The 17,103-nt window shown below is 67.7% G+C and carries 20 protein-coding genes; 9 read left to right on the top strand and 11 right to left on the bottom strand.

From position 1 onward, the window contains the following. Window positions 1–2: 2 nt before the first annotated feature. A complete protein-coding gene (locus BQ2383_RS17450) occupies window positions 3–620 on the bottom strand; it encodes a DedA family protein (protein ID WP_091036845.1) in 618 nt (205 codons plus the stop codon). A gap of 163 nt (window positions 621–783) precedes the next feature. On the opposite strand from BQ2383_RS17450, the gene abc-f reads away from it, so the two are divergent. From abc-f to BQ2383_RS17435, 3 genes are read left to right on the top strand one after another with little or no spacing between them, the layout of a single operon-like run. After that, complete coding sequence (gene abc-f, locus BQ2383_RS17445; protein WP_091036843.1) at window positions 784–2,382, top strand: ribosomal protection-like ABC-F family protein; 1,599 nt, start codon at window positions 784–786, stop codon at window positions 2,380–2,382. 43 nt (window positions 2,383–2,425) lie between these two features. Next, window positions 2,426–3,094 (top strand): HAD family hydrolase, encoded by a 669-nt coding sequence (locus tag BQ2383_RS17440; RefSeq protein ID WP_091036841.1) that lies wholly within the window; start codon window positions 2,426–2,428, stop codon window positions 3,092–3,094. A 44-nt stretch (window positions 3,095–3,138) separates the two neighbouring features. Beyond that, window positions 3,139–3,726: a pyridoxine/pyridoxamine 5'-phosphate oxidase gene (locus BQ2383_RS17435; protein WP_091036838.1), complete on the top strand. Its 588-nt coding sequence runs from the start codon at window positions 3,139–3,141 to the stop codon at window positions 3,724–3,726. A gap of 15 nt (window positions 3,727–3,741) precedes the next feature. Here BQ2383_RS17435 and BQ2383_RS17430 read toward each other — a convergent pair whose 3' ends face one another. From BQ2383_RS17430 to BQ2383_RS17415, 4 genes are read right to left on the bottom strand one after another with little or no spacing between them, the layout of a single operon-like run. After that, window positions 3,742–4,554, bottom strand: a complete 813-nt coding sequence (locus BQ2383_RS17430) for an SURF1 family cytochrome oxidase biogenesis protein (RefSeq protein WP_091036835.1) — start codon at window positions 4,552–4,554, stop codon at window positions 3,742–3,744. After that, on the bottom strand, window positions 4,551–4,745 hold the full coding sequence (locus BQ2383_RS17425) for a hypothetical protein (RefSeq protein WP_091036832.1): 195 nt from the start codon (window positions 4,743–4,745) through the stop codon (window positions 4,551–4,553). Before BQ2383_RS17425 ends, BQ2383_RS17430 begins: the two co-directional genes overlap by 4 nt. After that, a complete protein-coding gene (locus tag BQ2383_RS17420; RefSeq protein WP_091036830.1) occupies window positions 4,742–5,089 on the bottom strand; it encodes a DUF3099 domain-containing protein in 348 nt (115 codons plus the stop codon). Before BQ2383_RS17420 ends, BQ2383_RS17425 begins: the two co-directional genes overlap by 4 nt. Before the next feature lie 51 nt (window positions 5,090–5,140). Further along, complete coding sequence (locus BQ2383_RS17415; RefSeq protein WP_140403381.1) at window positions 5,141–5,755, bottom strand: DUF4190 domain-containing protein; 615 nt, start codon at window positions 5,753–5,755, stop codon at window positions 5,141–5,143. Window positions 5,756–5,919: 164 nt separating this feature from the next. Here BQ2383_RS17415 and BQ2383_RS17410 point away from each other — a divergent pair, with 164 nt between their 5' ends. After that, window positions 5,920–6,630 carry a beta-ketoacyl-ACP reductase gene (locus tag BQ2383_RS17410; protein ID WP_029261772.1) on the top strand — a complete coding sequence of 237 codons (711 nt, stop codon included), beginning with the start codon at window positions 5,920–5,922 and terminating at the stop codon, window positions 6,628–6,630. A 16-nt stretch (window positions 6,631–6,646) separates the two neighbouring features. Here the strand turns inward: BQ2383_RS17410 and BQ2383_RS17405 are convergent, their stop codons facing one another. Genes BQ2383_RS17405 through glgC form a run of 3 tightly spaced genes read right to left on the bottom strand, consistent with a single transcriptional unit; the run spans window position 6,647 to window position 9,314 of the window. Beyond that, on the bottom strand, window positions 6,647–7,342 hold the full coding sequence (locus tag BQ2383_RS17405) for an alpha/beta fold hydrolase (protein ID WP_091036824.1): 696 nt from the start codon (window positions 7,340–7,342) through the stop codon (window positions 6,647–6,649). Window positions 7,343–7,387: 45 nt separating this feature from the next. After that, window positions 7,388–8,023: a phosphoserine phosphatase SerB gene (gene serB / locus BQ2383_RS17400; RefSeq protein WP_091036822.1), complete on the bottom strand. Its 636-nt coding sequence runs from the start codon at window positions 8,021–8,023 to the stop codon at window positions 7,388–7,390. Between the two features lie 49 nt (window positions 8,024–8,072). Beyond that, window positions 8,073–9,314, bottom strand: a complete 1,242-nt coding sequence (gene glgC, locus BQ2383_RS17395; RefSeq protein WP_091036818.1) for a glucose-1-phosphate adenylyltransferase — start codon at window positions 9,312–9,314, stop codon at window positions 8,073–8,075. Between the two features lie 46 nt (window positions 9,315–9,360). Between glgC and glgA the strand changes: the two genes are divergently transcribed. From glgA to BQ2383_RS17380, 3 genes are all read left to right on the top strand, one after another. Then, window positions 9,361–10,545 (top strand): glycogen synthase, encoded by a 1,185-nt coding sequence (glgA, locus tag BQ2383_RS17390; protein ID WP_091036815.1) that lies wholly within the window; start codon window positions 9,361–9,363, stop codon window positions 10,543–10,545. A gap of 17 nt (window positions 10,546–10,562) precedes the next feature. Continuing rightward, window positions 10,563–11,348 (top strand): ABC transporter ATP-binding protein, encoded by a 786-nt coding sequence (locus BQ2383_RS17385; RefSeq protein ID WP_091036812.1) that lies wholly within the window; start codon window positions 10,563–10,565, stop codon window positions 11,346–11,348. A 91-nt stretch (window positions 11,349–11,439) separates the two neighbouring features. After that, window positions 11,440–11,697 (top strand): type B 50S ribosomal protein L31, encoded by a 258-nt coding sequence (locus tag BQ2383_RS17380; protein ID WP_091036810.1) that lies wholly within the window; start codon window positions 11,440–11,442, stop codon window positions 11,695–11,697. Window positions 11,698–11,772: 75 nt separating this feature from the next. Here the strand turns inward: BQ2383_RS17380 and BQ2383_RS17375 are convergent, their stop codons facing one another. From BQ2383_RS17375 to BQ2383_RS17365, 3 genes are read right to left on the bottom strand one after another with little or no spacing between them, the layout of a single operon-like run. Further along, window positions 11,773–12,057: a hypothetical protein gene (locus BQ2383_RS17375; protein ID WP_091036807.1), complete on the bottom strand. Its 285-nt coding sequence runs from the start codon at window positions 12,055–12,057 to the stop codon at window positions 11,773–11,775. A gap of 55 nt (window positions 12,058–12,112) precedes the next feature. Beyond that, the gene (locus tag BQ2383_RS17370) at window positions 12,113–13,366 is read right to left on the bottom strand and encodes an alpha/beta fold hydrolase (RefSeq protein WP_091036804.1); all 1,254 of its coding nucleotides are present in this window, start codon (window positions 13,364–13,366) and stop codon (window positions 12,113–12,115) included. Continuing rightward, on the bottom strand, window positions 13,363–15,366 hold the full coding sequence (locus BQ2383_RS17365; protein ID WP_091036801.1) for a DUF262 domain-containing protein: 2,004 nt from the start codon (window positions 15,364–15,366) through the stop codon (window positions 13,363–13,365). The genes BQ2383_RS17370 and BQ2383_RS17365 overlap by 4 nt, the downstream gene beginning before the upstream one ends. A 176-nt stretch (window positions 15,367–15,542) precedes the next feature. Between BQ2383_RS17365 and BQ2383_RS17360 the strand changes: the two genes are divergently transcribed. Both BQ2383_RS17360 and BQ2383_RS17355 read left to right on the top strand, forming a co-directional pair. Next, entirely contained in the window at window positions 15,543–16,316 is a 774-nt protein-coding gene (locus BQ2383_RS17360; RefSeq protein ID WP_029261781.1) for a hypothetical protein, read from the top strand. A gap of 172 nt (window positions 16,317–16,488) precedes the next feature. Then, window positions 16,489–16,992 (top strand): DUF3145 domain-containing protein, encoded by a 504-nt coding sequence (locus tag BQ2383_RS17355; RefSeq protein ID WP_029261782.1) that lies wholly within the window; start codon window positions 16,489–16,491, stop codon window positions 16,990–16,992. Window positions 16,993–17,103: the final 111 nt, after the last annotated feature.

Raw genomic sequence — 17,103 nt, 5'->3', positions numbered from 1 at the left:
TGTCATCCTGCCAGTTGCGGCATGGGTGCGCGGCGGCGCCGGGCCGCGGCGATGCGGTCGATCGTGAAGCCGACCAGGAGCGCGATGACGATTCCGAGACCGGCACTGAGCAGCGGCTGGTCCTTGATCCAGGCTCCGGCGAGGAGGCCGATCGCCAGGCTGAAGACGCTCCAGCTGGCACCGGCGATCAGGCTCAAGGGCAGGAAGCGCCGCCACGGGAACTCGAGAGCCCCGGCGGACATGTTGACGGCGACGCGTCCGACCGGGATGTAGCGGGCGCCGAGGATGAGGGTGGCGCTGCGCCGGTCGAGCGCCTGCTGCGCGTACGCGAATGTCGCGGCCACTCGGGGGCGTCTCATCCAGGCGAAGCGAGTGGTGCCGAGACTTCGGCCGATCACGAAGGCGATGTTGTCGCCGATCGCCGCGCCGATCGCGGCGACCGCACCCAAGAGCAGCAGGTTGCCGTCGCCGGTCGATGCGGCGACGGCCGCTGCGGCGACGAGCACCGTCTCGCTCGGTACCGGGGGGAAGAACCCGTCGATCACGGTGACCGCGAACAGGACCAGGTACAGCCAGGGCGAGGCGATGGCCTGCATGATGAGCTCGTTGAGGATGTCCACTCCTGCACGCTATGCAGCGCGTACCCGGACGGTCATCCCTCTGCGGTATCGCGGGTCTCACTCTCCGGACTGATCTTGCTGACCGTCGCTCCCGGCCACGGCGCTTATACTGGGAGGCTGGCCGATCGGCCGAACACCCTCCCTGAAAGAATGGACGTCCGCTGTGCTTGCCGTGCACGACCTCGAGATCCGCGTTGGCGCGCGCCTGCTGATGGAGAACGTCTCGTTCCGCGTCGCCGACGGAGACAAGATCGGACTCGTCGGCCGCAACGGGGCCGGCAAGACCACCCTCACCAAGGTGCTCGCGGGCGACGTCCTGCCCTCCGGCGGCAGTGTGACGCGTTCCGGCGAGCTCGGCTACCTGCCGCAGGACCCTCGCTCCGGCAACCCCGAAGACCTGGCGCGCACGCGCATCCTCGATGCCCGCGGCCTCGGTCAGCTCAACCTCGGGATGACCGAAGCGGCACTCGCGATGGGCTCGGACGACCCCGCCGTCGCCGACAAGGCGATGAAGCGCTATGCCCGCCTCACCGAGCAGTTCGAGGCACAGGGCGGATATGCGGCAGAAGCCGAGGCGGCGTCCATCGCCAACAACCTCTCGCTGCCCGACCGCATCCTCGACCAGCCACTGTCGACCCTCTCCGGTGGTCAGCGTCGTCGCATCGAGCTCGCCCGCATCCTCTTCTCGGACGCCCAGACGATGATCCTCGACGAGCCGACCAACCACCTCGACGCGGACAGCGTCGTGTGGCTGCGTGAGTTCCTCAAGGGCTACAAGGGCGGACTGATCGTGATCAGCCACGATGTCGAGCTCGTGGGTGAGACCGTCAACCGCGTCTTCTACCTCGACGCGAACCGCCAGAGCATCGACACGTACAACATGAACTGGAAGAACTACCTGCGTCAGCGGGTGGCTGACGAGGAGCGCCGCAAGAAGGAACGCGCCAACGCCGAGAAGAAGGCGACGACCCTGCAGCTGCAGGCGGCTCGCTTCGGCGCGAAGGCATCCAAGGCCGCTGCGGCGCACCAGATGATCGCGCGCGCCGAGAAGCTGCTCGCCGGACTCGACGAGGTGCGCCAGGAAGACCGGGTCGCGAAGCTGCGCTTCCCGAAGCCGGCGCCCTGCGGCAAGACTCCGATGATGGCGAGCGGGCTCTCGAAGTCGTACGGATCGCTCGAGATCTTCACCGATGTCGATCTCGCGATCGATCGCGGCTCCAAGGTCGTCATCCTCGGACTCAACGGTGCGGGCAAGACCACGCTGCTGCGGATGCTTGCCGGCGTCGACCAGCCCGATACCGGGCAGCTCGAGCCGGGGCACGGCCTCAAGGTCGGCTACTACGCGCAGGAGCACGAGAACCTCGACGTGAACCGTTCGGTGCTCGAGAACATGGTCTCGGCCGCACCGCACATCACCGAGACCGAGGCGCGCAAGGTGCTGGGCTCGTTCCTGTTCACCGGCGACGACGTGCTGAAGCCCGCGGGAGTCCTCTCCGGTGGAGAGAAGACGCGTCTGTCGCTCGCGACTCTCGTCGTCTCCTCGGCGAACCTGCTGCTGCTCGACGAGCCGACCAACAACCTCGATCCCGCCTCACGTGAGGAGATCCTCGGCGCGCTCGCGCACTACGAGGGTGCTGTGGTCCTCGTGTCCCACGATCCCGGTGCCGTGCAGTCGCTCAACCCCGAGCGTGTGCTCATCCTGCCTGACGGTGTCGAAGACATCTGGAGCCAGGAGTACCAGGACCTCATCGAGCTCGCCTGATGTGCGGGGGTCGCATGTCGGCGGCCCGTTGTAGCGTGACAGCATGGATCTCGCTCACATCCGCGCCGTGTGCTGGGACTGGAACGGCACGCTGCTCGACGACGTGGAGATCTGCCGTCAGGTGATGAACTCCGTGCTCGAGGAGCACGCGCTCGATCCGCTGGTCGATGAGCACGCGTATCGATCGGTCTTCCGATTCCCGATCCGAGACTTCTACGGCTCTGTCGGGCTCGGTGACGACAGGTTCGTGTCCGCCGCGACGGCCTACCTCGACCTGCTCGCGGTGCGCGTCGGAGAGGCGCAGCTCCACCCCGATGCGCGTTCGACGCTCGCGGCGCTCGACGAGCGCGGCATTCGTCAGGTACTCGCCTCGGCGACCCTTCCCGATGCGCTCGCGCGGCAGATGGCCCCGCACGATCTGGTCGATGCGTTCGAAGATGTGCTGTCGATCGACGACCCGTATCGGGCGTCGAAGCACGACGTCATCGCGCGGTGGCTGTCGAGATCCGGCCTCCGGCCGAGCGCTGTGCTCGTCATCGGTGATACCAATCACGACGGGGAGATCGCGGCCGATCTCGGCACGGAGTTCGTCCATTTCGATGGCGGGCACCAGAACTGGTCCGGTGACACGCGTCGGATCGCGACGCTCGCCGAACTGCTCGACGTGCTGCCCCCGATCGCCGATCATCCCGAGCTGAGGGAACTCGCCTGAGCCTTCCGACGTGCAGTCGCTGCGCCCATGGCATAGTCGGGAGCATGTCGACAGAGCGGGATCTCCTTTCGTCAGAGGTCAGTCGGTGGCTGCGTGCTCAGCCCGCGCTCACCGGTGCGGCGCCTCCGCTCGCGCGCGTCGACCTTCCTGACGATCCGGCGTCACTCTTCCTCGACTGGATCGGGAAGGCCGTCACCGCAGGCGTGCCCGAGCCACACGTCGCCACCTTGGCGACGGTCGACGAAGACGGCATGCCGGATGCGCGCTCACTGATCCTCAAGGACGTCGACGAGCGCGGATGGGCCTTCGCCGGAGCGCGCTCCTCTCGAAAGGGTGCGCAGATCGGCGCGCATCCTGCGGCGGCACTGAACTTCTGGTGGCAGCCCCTCCTGCGAGCGGTGCGCGTTCGCGGGCGGGTCCAGGAGGCCTCCGCGGAGGAAAGTGCGGCAGACCTCGCTGCGCGCTCCGCCGCCGCTCGTGAGGGCTTCAGCCCAGGGGAGTGGGTCCTCTGGCGGATCATCGCCGCACGAGTCGAATTCTGGCAGGGGTCGCCGGAACGAGTCCACACGCGGATCGTCTACGAGCGCACGGAGACCGGCTGGGCATGCACGATGACGCCCTGGATGGACTGACTCCGGGCGAGTCGGTCAGCGGACGTCGAGCAGCTCATCTTCGACGTCGGCGTCGTGATCTTTGCGCCGTGGCGTCTTCACGGGTGTCGGGACGCCCTCGACTTCCTCACGGTGCTTCACGATCTCGGTCCGGATGATGTAGCCGATGAAGATGAAGCCCATCAGGGCGAACAGAATCCATTGGATCGCGTAGGAGAGATGCGGGCCCGGGTCGTCCGTGGGGGAGTCGAAGCCACCCAGCGCGCCGGCACCGGCCGGCTCCTCGGTCACGACGCGGCCGTAGGCGCTGGTGATCACATCCCCGTCGGTCAGCGTGGCGATCGAGGGCAGATAGATGGTCGGCACCTGACCTTCCGGTGCGCCGCGGCCCGATGCGGGCAGCTGTTCCCCGGGCCGCAGGCGCACCGTCACTTCGGCCTCGCCCTCCGGCGGGGACGGCACCGAGTCGGGCTCCGCACCCTCGCCCGGCGCCACCCAGCCGCGATCGACGATGAACACGCGACCATCGGCGTCGCGGAACGGCACCAGCACCTCGAAGGCGCTCGTACCGCCGTGCGGTCGGTTGCGCACGAGCAGCTGCTGGTCGGCCAGGTACTCGCCCTGCAGCGTCACCGGGCGCCACTCGTCGGAGGGGTCGAGGGCGCCGTCAGCGCCGATGACGTCGGACAGGGGCACGGGATCCGCGTCGTAGTTCTGCTCGACGAGTTCGATCTGGGCGGCGCGAGTCTCGTTTCGCTCGAACTGCCAGTTCGACAGGAAGACGCACGCGACGGCGAAGCCGATCGCGATGAGCACGTACACCGCCCACCGGGTGAGACGTCGACTCATGCGGGAACACCGTCGCGGACAGTCACCGGGAAGTCGCGTGCAGCCAGGTAGTCGCGGAGGAAGTCCACGTGCTCGTCACACGCCAACCACACCTTCTCGCGATCGGCGGCATGGATGCGGGGGTTGCGCCACACCACTTGTCTGGTCGCCGCGCTCCGGCAGCCGGCGCGCGAACACTCGAAGTCTGTCATCGGTCTTTCGGGCCTTCGTGGATTGTGAACACCTGCGGGGCAGGTGCCTCGGGCTCGATCGGAGTGGGGCGGGGGGCGTCGATTTCGCGCACCGGCGACTCGGCGGTGGTCTCTGTGCTGTCGCTTCCGGCGTTCGCGAAGACGACCGCGATGTAGGGCAGGACAGCGGCCGCGATCCCGAAGACCCAGGTGTACCAGCCGTACGGCTGCACGAGCACCATGAGGCCGAAGCACACGATGCGGATGGTCATCGTCAAGGCGTAACGGCGCACACGATGATCAGCCTCATCCCGCGGAGACTGCGGCAGTGAGGTGACGGCCGGGACTTGACGCGCGTTCTTCACGATGCTTCCAGCCTACGCCGGTGCAGCCCTGGAGGCGTGCCGTTCGGTGACTCAGCTGGAGAAGAGGAACGGCAGGCTGAACGCGCCGACGAACAGGAAGCTGATGATGGTGCTGACGATCGTGAAGGCGCCGATGGCGACCACCGCGTAGCCGAGGATGAGACCGGCGATGGCGAGTCCTCGCCCGCCGATCCCCGGCTGGCGCTTGATCTGTCCGAGCGCCATGTGGCCCGTGATGACGGCGGCGATCGAAGCCAGTACCGGGATGATGGCCCAGATCAGGACGACCCCGGCGATGCCGCAGATGAGCGAGGCGACAGCCAGCGGGCTGGTGGGCCGGGACGCAGCGGCGGGATACCCGGCGCTCGGGTAGGCGCCGTATCCGGGCTGAGAGGCGGGCGGGGCGTATCCGGGCTGAGAGGCGGGCGGGGCGTAGCCGGGCTGAGCGGGCGGCGGAGCGTATCCCGGTTGCGGTGCCGCGGTCGGCTGGGCGCCGTAGGGCGGGTATCCGGGTGGCGCGTAGGTCGGCGCGGCTCCCGGGTAGCTCTGCGTCGGTTGCGCAGCGGGCTGCACCGGGTCGGCGGGAAGCGCCGGCGCGGCCGCGGGCGGCGGCGGCGGTGTCAACGGCGGCTCGCCACCGGGAGAGGGGATGCGGTTGTCGCTCACGATGAAGCCTTTCGTCACGATCAGGGTTCCAGCAGCGTCCCCGTCTGTCAAACGCCATGATGCAGACGACCCGACAAGAGGGAGCAGCCGGCGGCGGCATGGTCGATAGGATCGATGACGGCCCGGGACCGCGGGCCGACCGGCCAGATCAGGAGTGTCCCCCCATGAGTGCTGAGCGCGTCGTCCTCGTCACCGGCGGCAATCGCGGCATCGGCCGCGCCATCGCAGAGCGCTTCGTGCGCGACGGGTACCGGGTCGCCGTCACCGCCCGCAGCGGCGAAGGGCCGGAGGGGACGCTCACCGTCCGTGCGGATGTGACCGACGCCGCGGCTCTCGACGCGGCGTTCACCGAGGTGGAGCAGCAGCTCGGCCCGGTCGAGATCGTTGTCGCGAACGCCGGCATCACGAAGGACACGCTGCTCCTCCGCATGAGCGAAGACGACTTCGACAGCGTGGTCGCGACGAACCTCGGCGGCACGTTCCGCGTCGTCAAGCGCGCCTCGAAGGGTATGCTCCGCGCACGTTTCGGCCGCATCATCCTGATCTCGAGTGTCGTGGGGCTCTACGGTTCCGCGGGTCAGGTCAATTACTCCGCGTCGAAGAGTGCGCTCGTCGGGTTCGCGCGCTCCATCACCCGCGAACTCGGCGCGCGCGGGATCACCGCCAACGTCGTCGCGCCTGGTTTCATCGAGACCGACATGACGGCGGAGCTCCCGGAGGAGACGCAGAAGCAGTACAAGGCGAACATCCCGGCCGGACGGTTCGCCACTCCCGACGAGGTCGCGGGTGTCGTGACCTGGCTCGCGGGCGACGACGCCGGGTACATCTCCGGTGCGGTCATCCCCGTCGACGGCGGCCTCGGGATGGGGCACTGACCCCACCCTTGCGCCGTCAGCGGGTGATCGCCCCGTTGAGCAGTTCGGCGAGACGATCGGGCACGGTGAACTGGGGCCAGTGGGCGGAGCCGATCCGGATGACCTCGGCATCCTGGATCGCGCGGTACTCCTCGCCGAATGGGCCCCACTGGTCGATCAGCCCGTCGAACGTCGCCTGGTCCAGGTCGCCCATGAGCAGCGTCACCGGCACGCGGTAGCGCGCGGGATCGGTGAGGGAGATGCCGTCGGTCGGCACGCGTGCGGGGACGCTGGAGGTGAGCGGCGTTGTGCGTGCGCGTGTGGCCTCGTCGAGGTCGTGCACGTCTTCGTCCTCGAAGAAGTCCCAGCCGGGGAACGGCACGACCCCGTCGACGATCGGAAACTCGCTGATCCCGTTTCCGGGCGGAGGAGGGACGGTGTCGACGAAGATCACTCGGCTCACACGGTCGGGGCGCGCATCGGCGACACCCCAGGCGACGTTGCCGCCTCCGCTGTGTCCGACGACCACGACATCGCCGTCGACCGCGTCGACCGCGGCGACGGCGGCGTCGACCCAGTCGGCGATGCCGATGTCGGAGGTGACGGCCGCGGGCTCGCCGAGCCCCGGCATGGTGAGGGCGTGAACGCGGTGCCCTGCCCGGTCGAGAGCGGGGATCACGTCGTCCCAGCTCGAGGCGTCGAGCCAGAGTCCGGGGATGAGGATGATGTCCATGTGCCGACGCTAGCGGCGGGGGCGGACATTCACCAGAGATCCGGACTACGGCAGGAGTGCGATGACCTCGGACAGGTCCTGCGGTCCGATGACGAGACTCGCGGCCTCGCGAACAGCGGGCTTCGCGTTGAAGGCGAGGCCGAGTCCGGCGACCGCCATCATCTGCAGGTCGTTCGCGCCGTCGCCGATCGCGATCGTCGCGTGCGAGGGCACGCCGAGTTCCGCCGCCCATTGCTGGAGCGAGGTGGCCTTGGCTGCCCCGTCGACAATCCCGCCGTCGACGCGACCGGTGAGTTCGCCGTCGGCGAGCTCCAGACGATTGGCCCGCCACCGGTCGACGCCGAGTCCCGGCGCGATGTGGTCGAGGATCTCGTGGAAGCCCCCGGACACGACTCCGACGATGCCACCGCGGTCGTGGACGGCCGCGGTGAGCTCGTGCACTCCCGGCGTCGGCTCGATCCGCGCACGCACCCGCTCGAATGCCGGGACCGGCACGCCCTGAAGCGCGGCGACGCGGGCGCGAAGGCTCTCCGCGAAGTCGACCTCGCCACGCATGGCCGCCTCGGTGGCCGCCTGCACTTCCGCACGGCGTCCGGCCTCGTCGGCGAGCAGCTCGATCACCTCGTTGCGGATCAGAGTGGAATCGGCATCGAGGACAACGAGGAAGCGCGCGGCGGTCACCCGTCGAGCCTATCGATCACCCGACCTGCCGCTGCGCCGCATGACGGAGTCAACGCTCGATGAACACGCCCTTGCCGACGACGGTGATGCCGGACTCCGTGACGGTGAAACCCCGCGCGAGGTCTCGTTCGCGGTCGACGCCCACTGTCGCGCCGTCAGCCAGCACCACGTTCTTGTCGAGGATCGCCCGGTGGATGCGCGCGCCCTGCCCCACCTGGACGTGGTCGAAGACCACTGAGTCGGTGATGGTCGAGCCGCCGCCGGCGAGAGTCCAGGGGCCGACCACACTGCGTTCCAGATGGGTGCCGGACAGGACCGATCCGAGCGAGACGATCGAATCGATCGCGTTCCCGATCCGGCCGACCGAGTCCCGCACGAACTTGGCGGGCGGCGAGTTGACCGCCTGCGAGTGGATCGGCCACTCCATGTTGTAGAGGTTGAAGATAGGGAGAGTCGAGATCAGGTCGCGGTGCGCGTCGAAGAACGAATCGATCGTCCCCACATCCCGCCAGTAGGAGCGATCGCGCGGCGATGACCCGGGGACATCGTTCTGCTTCATGTCGTAGTAGCCGGCCTCGCCGCGGTCGACGAAGTACGGAACGATGTCGCCGCCCATGTCGTGCCCGGATGTCGGCAACTCGCCGTCGGCCTCGACAGCGGCGATCAGGGCGTCGGCGTCGAAGATGTAGTTGCCCATCGAGGCGAGCACCTCGTGCGGCGAATCCTCGAGGCCGGCGATGTCGGTCGGCTTCTCCAGGAACTGCTTGATACGGCCGGATTCGGCATCGGCATCGATCACCCCGAACTGCGAAGCCAGGGCGAGCGGCTGACGGATGCCGGCGACCGTCGCTTTCGCGCCGGATTCGATGTGGGCCTCGAGCATCTGCCGGAAGTCCATCCGGTACACGTGGTCGGCGCCGATGACGACGACGATGTCGGGCTTCTCGTCGTTGATCAGGTTCATGCTCTGGAGGATCGCGTCGGCGGATCCCGAGAACCATCGCTTGCCGAGTCGCTGCTGCGCGGGAACCGACGTCACGTACGAGTCGAGGAGCGCCGACATCCGCCAGGTCTGCGAGATGTGCCGGTCGAGGCTGTGCGACTTGTACTGCGTCAGCACGACGATCTGCCGCAGGCCCGAGTTGATGAGGTTCGAGATAGCGAAATCGATCAGGCGATACTGTCCGCCGAACGGCACGGCGGGTTTCGCGCGATCCGCCGTGAGCGGCATGAGGCGCTTGCCCTCGCCGCCGGCGAGGATGATCCCGAAGACCTTCTTTGGAGCGGACATGGCTCCACCATAGATGCGTTCCCGGCCGCTGTACTAGCGTTCAGACATGCGAGTCGAAATGATCACGAAGGAGTACCCGCCCGAGGTCTACGGCGGTGCCGGAGTACACGTGGCGGAACTCGTCGCTGCGCTTCGAGAGCACGTCGACGTGCGGGTGCGCGCTTTCGGCGCGACCCGCGACGAGCCCGGCACCTTCGCGTATCGCACGCCCGCGGAGCTCGCCGGTGCGAACCCCGCATTGCAGACGCTGGGGACGGATCTCGAGATCGTCTCCGCGATCGCCGAGGCCGACCTCGTGCACAGTCACACCTGGTACGCGAACTTCGCCGGTCACCTCGCCTCGCAGCTGCACGGTATCCCGCATGTGCTCACCGCGCACAGCCTGGAGCCCCTCCGCCCCTGGAAGGCCGAGCAGCTGGGCGGCGGGTACGCGATCTCCAGCGGCATCGAGCGACTCGCCTACGAGAACGCCGCCGCGGTCATCGCGGTGAGCGCCGGCATGCGCGCCGACATCCTCCGCAGCTACCCGCAGGTGGATCCGGCAAAGGTTCGCGTGATCCATAACGGCATCGACGTCGAACGCTGGCGCCCGGTGCAAGACGCGGAATTCCTCCGTTCGATCGGAATGGACCCCGCCCGCCCGTCCGTGGTGTTCGTCGGTCGGATCACGCGGCAGAAGGGTCTGCCGTACCTGCTGCAGGCCGCCCGACTCCTTCCGCCCGAGGTGCAGCTCGTCCTGTGCGCCGGTGCCCCGGACACTCCCGAGATCATGGCCGAGGTGCAGGAGGGCGTGCGCCTTCTGCAGGAGACGCGTGGCGGCGTCATCTGGGTGGAGAGGATGCTGCCCCGCGACGAGCTGTCGGCGATCCTGACCGCGGCGACGACCTTCGTGTGTCCCTCCGTGTACGAGCCGCTCGGGATCGTGAACCTCGAGGCGATGGCCTGCGGTGCCGCTGTCGTCGGCACCGCGACCGGGGGCATCCCCGAGGTCGTGGCCGACGGTGTCACGGGCCGGCTCGTGCCGATCGAACAGCTGCAGGACGGGACCGGCACGCCGGTGGATCCGGAGCGCTACGTGGCGGATCTGGCCGCGGTGCTCACCGAGGTCGCCATGGATCCGGAGCGGGCGCGGGCCTACGGAGAGGCCGGACGCGAACGCGCACGGGATGACTTCAGCTGGGCCGCGATCGCCGAGACGACGCGCGCGCTCTACGCGGAGCTCACCGCCTGAGCCGATAGGCTGGAACCATGCCGAGCGCTCTGGAATTCACCGACGTCGTCGTGCGCCGTGAAGGACGCAACATCATCGATCACGTGACCTGGGAGGTCGACGACGATCAGCGATGGGTGATCCTCGGACCGAACGGTGCGGGCAAGACCACCCTTCTGCAGCTGGCCGACACGCTCATGCACCCGACCGCGGGCACCGTGACGGTGTTGGGGGAGACCCTGGGGCGTACCGACGTCTTCGAGGTGCGCCCGCGCATCGGCTTCGCGTCGTCCGCGATGGCCAAGCGCGTTCCCCGCGACGAGACGGTCCTCAACACCGTACTCACCGCCGCATACTCGGTGCTCGGTCGCTGGAACGAGAACTACGAGGACATCGATGAGCGCCGCGCGCTCCGCGTCCTCGCCGACTGGCGCCTAGACCATCTGGCGGAACGCACGTTCGGCACGTTGAGCGACGGCGAGCAGAAGCGCGTGCAGATCGCGCGCGCCGTGATGACCGATCCGGAGCTCCTGCTGCTCGATGAGCCGACCGCCTCGCTCGATCTCGGTTCGCGTGAAGAGCTGCTGGCGCTGCTCAGCGGGTATGCGTCCTCGCCGACGACGCCGGCGATGCTGATGGTGACGCACCACGTCGAGGAGATCCCCGTGGGCTTCACGCACGTGATGCTGATTCGCGACGGCGCGATCGTCGCGGCCGGACCGATCGCCGAGACTCTCACGGCCGAGGCGCTCACCGACACGTTCGGCATGCCCATCGTGCTCAGCAGTGAAGACGGCCGCTACGCCGCCCGCGCAGCATCCTGATCCAGGTCTGATAGAATCGATCCTTGGTGCTCTCCGCACCGCAGACTTCCCTCGTCCCTGGCACAATCCAGGGCAGCAACTAAGGAATCCCATGAAGACTGACATTCACCCCGAGTACAAGGCTGTCGTGTTCCGCGACCTCGGCTCGGGCGAGACGTTCCTCACCCGTTCGACCGTGACCGGCGACAAGACCATCGAGCTGGACGGCGTGGAGTACCCCGTCATCGATGTCGAGATCTCGGCCGCGTCGCACCCGTTCTACACGGGCAAGCAGCGCATCATGGACTCGGCCGGCCGCGTCGAGAAGTTCAACCAGCGCTTCAAGGGCTTCGGCGGATCGTCCAAGTAACGACTGCCACGATGAAGGCCCCATGCTCCTCGGAGTGTGGGGCCTTCTTCGTTCCTCGAGAGCTCTGCGACGGTCTCAGACGTCGATGACGATGCGGCCGGCGTCGATGCGGCTCGGCGGGTCGCCGGGCGACGGCGCCGGCGCAGTCCGCTGCGTCTGCCGGTCGCGTTCCTGGCTCGCCTCATGAGCGGTGGGCGACCAGACGCTGTCAAAGACGCCGACGAGGCCGCCGTTGGCGACGTGCTCGTACTTCTCCTCGACCGGCTTCCGCGAGAAGGTGTGCATCATCCCGAAGATCAGCAGGGCGGGGCCCATGCCCAGCACGATGACCACGGTCGCCCACGCCATCAAGTCCTTCATGACTTCAGGATAGGCGTGACGGAGAAGAGCGGCATCCTCCTCGAGGCGGAGATCCTCAGCGCAGGCGGCCGCCCTGTGCCAGGTCGATGAGGCGGGAGAGCACGGGACCCGAACGCAGCCCGTTGTGCTCGTGTTCGCTGGTCACCCACAGCTTCACCCCGGGCAGCAGGCGTGCTGTCTCGAGCGAGAAGTCCATGGGCACGTAGACGTCATCGACGTAGACCGCGGCAGCACCCGTCGCGCCGGACGCGGCGATCGCCTCGGCGTCGTAGATGCTCGGCCACTCGTGCTCAGCCAGTGCGAGGGTCACGTCACGCCAGGGGCGGAAGGCGGGGACCGTCTCGGTCCAGTCGCGTCGGATGTGCTCGCCCGTGAAGAGCGTGGGGTCGTCACGGAAGTCGGAGGGCTCTGTCCGTTCGGCCGACCAGCGGGTGGCATGGCCGTCGGCATAACTGGACTCGTGGAACGCGAAGTAGAGCGGGTTGCGGCCGTCGAAGGGCATCGCGTGCATCAGGTCGTATCGGAACGCGTTGGACGACGGATCGCGCTCGAGCAACGACCAGACGGTCTGCCAGCCGTCGTTCGTGCCGAGAGCAGAGCCCATCGACCGCAACCGTGATCGGGACACGATCTCGCCGTCGGGGAGCACGATGTCACCGGCATCCGCCATATCGACGAGTCTCCGCATGGCGTCGCGGTGCTCCGGGAACCGACGGTAGTACCGCTCGGAGGTCGTGCGCATCTTGTCGTAGCAGAGCGCGTACACATCATCGGGGTGGCGGCCGATGGCACTGAGCCCACCCGTGATGAAGACGTCTTCCAGGGAGGAGGCGTCCGTCGACAGGTAGGCCAGGGTCGTGAAGCCGCCGAAGGACTGCCCGAGCACGCTCCAGGTGGCAGCACCCAGGTGTTCGCGCAACGCCTCGCAGTCGCGCACGATCGCGTCGGCCCGCAGATGGGTGAGGTGCTCGGCCACGGCCTCAGCGCCCCGCGCGAGATCCTCGTCGCCGACCGGGGTCGAGCGACCCGTGCCGCGCTGGTCGAGGAGCACCAGTCGGTAGTGGGCGAGTGCCTCGTCGAGCCAAGCCGGCGAGGTCGAAGAGTGGAACGGACGGGGAGCCTCGTGTCCCGGTCCTCCCTGCAGGAAGACCAGATAGGGGAGGGTCTCACCGCCTTCGCGGGAGACCACGCGCGCGAAGACGTCGATGGTGCGGGAGTCGGCAGGATCGCCCCAGACGAGCGGGACGGTGAGCGTGTGCTCTTCGACGGTGAGATCCAGCAGCTGGCGGACGACGGTGGTCATGGTCACATCACATTCCCGATGTAGGAGTACTTGACGAAGACCTCCGAGGCGATGCCCGACTCCTCGAGCACCCCCTGCACAGCGGTCATCATGTAATTGGAGTCCCAGCCCATGTAGAGGAAGTGGGACTCGTCGAGCTCGTCCCATTGCCCCTTCCACGCCATGTCCTGGTAGATCGGTCCGCCGTGGGCGGCGCAGTATGCAAGGGCAGCGGCCCTCGTGTCGGTCCATGCGCGTCGGAACACCCGGTTGAACAGGTACTTGACGTCGGGCACCTCCCAGCGTTCACCGCGGTACTCGACGTAGTCGAACTCGCGCTCCCAGCCGGTGGGCCAGCCGCGACGGCGCACGGCATCCAAGATCGGGGTCAGGCCGTCGTCGTCGATCTCCGGCAGTGCGGGTCGCGCCCAGATGCGGATCAGGTCGGCAGTGAGAGCGACCGTGCGCTGGGTGATCGCCGCGGTGTTCCATGTCGCGACCTCGGCCAGCTCGCGGGTCGCCGGCACCGCGCTGCGGGCGTACGCCTCGGTGCGCTTGACCGGGAAGGCGGCGCCGAACACGCGCTCGGTCAGCGGCTGCTCGAGCAGCGTCAGGTTGCCGAGAGTCGGGGCGAGCGCGCGATGGCTGTTCTGCTCGTCCTCGGAGTACTCGTTCCAGGGCCGCTCCCCGTCTCCCGACCAGGCGTCGCCGGGGACGGTCGGCACGATGTGCTCCACGTCGAACGCGTCGACGTCGTCGACTCCCTCCAGCCGCCCGAGCACATACGTGGGGTGGGGGAGTTCGCTGTACTTCAGCACGGCGCTCACACGCTGGTCGGACGGGGTGATCCGTGCGAAGGCGCGCGCGAGTGAATCGCGGCCATCCCGGCGGGCTCGGCAGAGCCTGGCGATGAGCCTCTCGGCCGGAAGGTTGACCAGCGCCCGACGGAGGTACAGGGCCTGGATCCACTCCAGCGTCTCGATGAGTTCGACGCGATCGATGAGCCCCCGTGCGTGGTCGCTGTACACACTCATCACGAGGGGATACGACGAACGCCCGAAGGTGTTGACATGGCGGAGCTGCTGCGCGATCTCGGGGTCCTGCTCCCGTGACGGGTCGAGGAGGGTGCCGTAGATCTCAGCGAAGTGCCTCCACTCCTCCGCGTCCGCCTGCAGGTGGGCGACGTCGACGCGGGGGAACGACTGCCGGAACGCGCTGTACACGCCGTGCTCGCCGTTCGCCGCCACCTCTCGTCCGGTGACGAGCACCAGGTAGTGCCGCCAGAACGCGCCGATCGCCTCTCCGGTGTGATTCTCGATCGGCACCCAGAACCGGGCTTCGACATCGACCTGCTCCGCGTGGCTGAGCCCCATCAGGATGTAGTTGTGGATGAGCTCATGGTCGCGCAGCGGCTCGCCCGTCGAGTTCAGGCTCTCGAAGATCTGCTGCGCGTTCGCCTGGGCTCCGAGGGTGATCGACACGTGCTCGAGCTTCTGCAGCCCACGCCAGATGAGCGGGACCTCGTCCACAAGGATCTGACTGCGGAAGAAGGCGTAGTTATCGTCGAAGCGGGACTCGCGGTCCGCATCGTCGCGACGGTCGAGCACGACGGACTCGTACAGGTCGGCCCAGGCATCGTGCGGGCGCAGCTTGGTGCGGCCGGGGGCATCCGAGCGCACGAGCACGCGTTCCAGCGAAGCGGCCAGAGTGGGGTCGGTGTCGCGGATCGCATGGTGCAGCGCGGCGACCAGCAGCATCAGCGTGGTGATGCGCTGCTGACCGTCGATGAGGATCAGGTCGGAATCCGCCGAGGTGCCGTCTTCGGCGGAGAGGATCGAGCCGATGAAGTGGCGGTGGGCGTCGTCTTCGCGAGCGACGGCGCGGATGTCGGAGAGGAGGCGCTCGCACCCGCCGATGTCCCAGCGGTACTGCCGCTGATACACGGGGACCACGATGGTGGTGGTGCCCGCCGCGAGCCACTCGATCGTGTTGACTGCTGTCGCCTCGACGTTGGTCGCGGTGCTCATACTGGTGTCTCGTCCTCCCGTAGCGACGGGTGCCGAGGACTCGCCGGGCGCCCCGATCAGTCTATTCGGTTATCCACGGCCGACCTCCGAAGGGCTCGCGGGCTTCGCTGTTAGGCTTGCCTTATCAGGGCCTGTTAAAACGTGCTGGCCCCCGATGAAAGGAACATGACTCGATCATGGGTTACATCAAGTCCGCTGCCCTCGAGGAAAAGGGATTCGTCGTCCTCGACAGCTACAACCAGGAGCTCGACCCCAAGGAATGGCTCGACATCGAGTACAACGACTGGAAGTCGTCGGGTGACACACGCTTCGCGCCGCTCGCCAGTGCCTTCGGCGACATCGAGTGCAACGGCTTCTGGAACCACAAGCCGCCGCGCACCGACAAGGACGGCGTCTGGATCGATTCGCAGACCGAGAAGGCTCCGAACCTGACGCGTCGTGCGCAGGAGCCCGGCGCCAACGTCGGCCGCTGCCGCGTGATCGAGCTGCAGCCGACCCCGTACGGCGAGTGCCTCTACAACCTCCACCAGGACGACAACAACCGTCTGAACCCCGACGGCACCGGCTGGGTGGTCCGCGGCTTCTTCAACCTGACGGACGACAAGGACAGCTACTTCGTCCTGCGTGAGAACCGCACCGACCCGAGCATCGAGTACCGCATCGCCCTTCCGGCCGGCGCGCAGCTCATCGTCGACACCCAGCGTCTGTGGCACGCCGCCACGCACAACGGCACCGAGCCGCGCTACTGCCTCATCACGTCGTGGACCTCGGGCCCCGAGCTCGACGCCTACATCGAGAAGTACAACGGCACCGACGATGTCCCCAACTACGAGGTCGACCAGGAGACGCTGGAGTTCGGCTACGCCGAGCAGGCGCGCAAGGACGCTGCTCGTGCCGCGTACTACGCCGCGAAGGGCCAACAGGTCAAGCAGGCCATGAGCGAGGCGTGATCCTCTTCTGAGCACTGCGAAGGCCCCGGTCCCTGTGACCGGGGCCTTCGTCGTCGAATCACATGCTTGTGATTTCAGGAGATCTCGGCGAGAATGGGCCCACAACCGCATATTCTCGCCACTTCGTGGTTCAGGTCGTTGGGGAAGACGCACCTGATGAAACGGAGAGATCATGGCGACGGCTTACTCACGCGGAGTGGTGTTCATCCACTCTGCGCCTCGCGCGCTCTGCCCGCACCTCGAATGGGCGGTGGGTCGCGCTATCGGGCGCGCGGTGAATTTCGACTGGACCGCGCAGCCCGTCCTCGAGGGTGCCCGGCGGGCCGAGTTCTACTGGGACGGCCCTGTCGGCACCGGTGCTGCTCTCGCGACGTCCATCCGCGGGTGGGAGCATCTGCGGTTCGAGGTGACCGAGGACCCCACTCCGCGCAGCGACGGCGGACGCTGGCTGCACACTCCCGACTTGGGCATCCATTACGCCCAGACGGATGCCGCCGGCAACATCGTCATCGGCGAGGACCGGATCCGCTACGCGATGGAGATCGCCGCGGGCAGTGCGATCGAGTTGCAGCGCGAGTTGGACATCGCGCTCGGATCCGCCTGGGACGAGGAACTGGAGCCGTTCCGTCATGCCAGCGACGACGCCAGGGTCGTCTGGCTCCACAAGGTCGGTTAGCCGACACCACAGACCGGGAGCGGGGGAGGCGTGAGTATCGGATGCCGGTGAGTCATCCCGGACGCTGAGAAGACGTATCCCCGCTCCGCACGACGAGGACCCCGCCCCGGA

It is taken from the genome of Microbacterium oxydans (assembly GCF_900095745.1).
GTDB lineage: Bacteria > Actinomycetota > Actinomycetes > Actinomycetales > Microbacteriaceae > Microbacterium > Microbacterium oxydans_B.
Note: the sequence above shows the minus strand (reverse complement) of the source record. Positions and strands in the feature narration are given on the sequence as shown.